Below are 232 nucleotides of genomic sequence, written 5' to 3'. Positions count from 1 at the left end.
GAAAGCACCATCGCCGATGCGGACGGCATGGGGACGCTGCGCTACAGCTGGTGGTCGTCGGCGGACGGGCAGACGTGGACCCGCATCGAGGGCGCCACGGGCGAGAGCTTCACCCTCACCGGCGCCCAGGCCGACCGCATGGTGCGCGTCGAGGTCAGCTACGTCGACGGGCATGGCACGACGGAAACCGTGAAGAGCCTTGCCACGGCCAAGCTGCCGCCCATCCCGGTGC

Annotated in this window: 1 protein-coding gene; it reads left to right on the top strand. The window is 70.3% G+C overall.

Features of this window, described 5'->3' with window-relative positions; all coding sequences use genetic code 11:
- Positions 1 to 232 (top strand): hypothetical protein (locus SM757_RS35375; protein WP_322468922.1); only part of this gene is annotated, 232 nt, incomplete at both ends.

Origin of the sequence: Azohydromonas lata, assembly GCF_034427735.1 — a bacterium.
Taxonomy (GTDB): Bacteria; Pseudomonadota; Gammaproteobacteria; order Burkholderiales; family Burkholderiaceae_C; genus Azohydromonas; species Azohydromonas lata.
The sequence above is the reverse complement of the archived record's forward strand: the minus strand, read 5'-3'. Positions and strand labels throughout refer to the sequence as shown.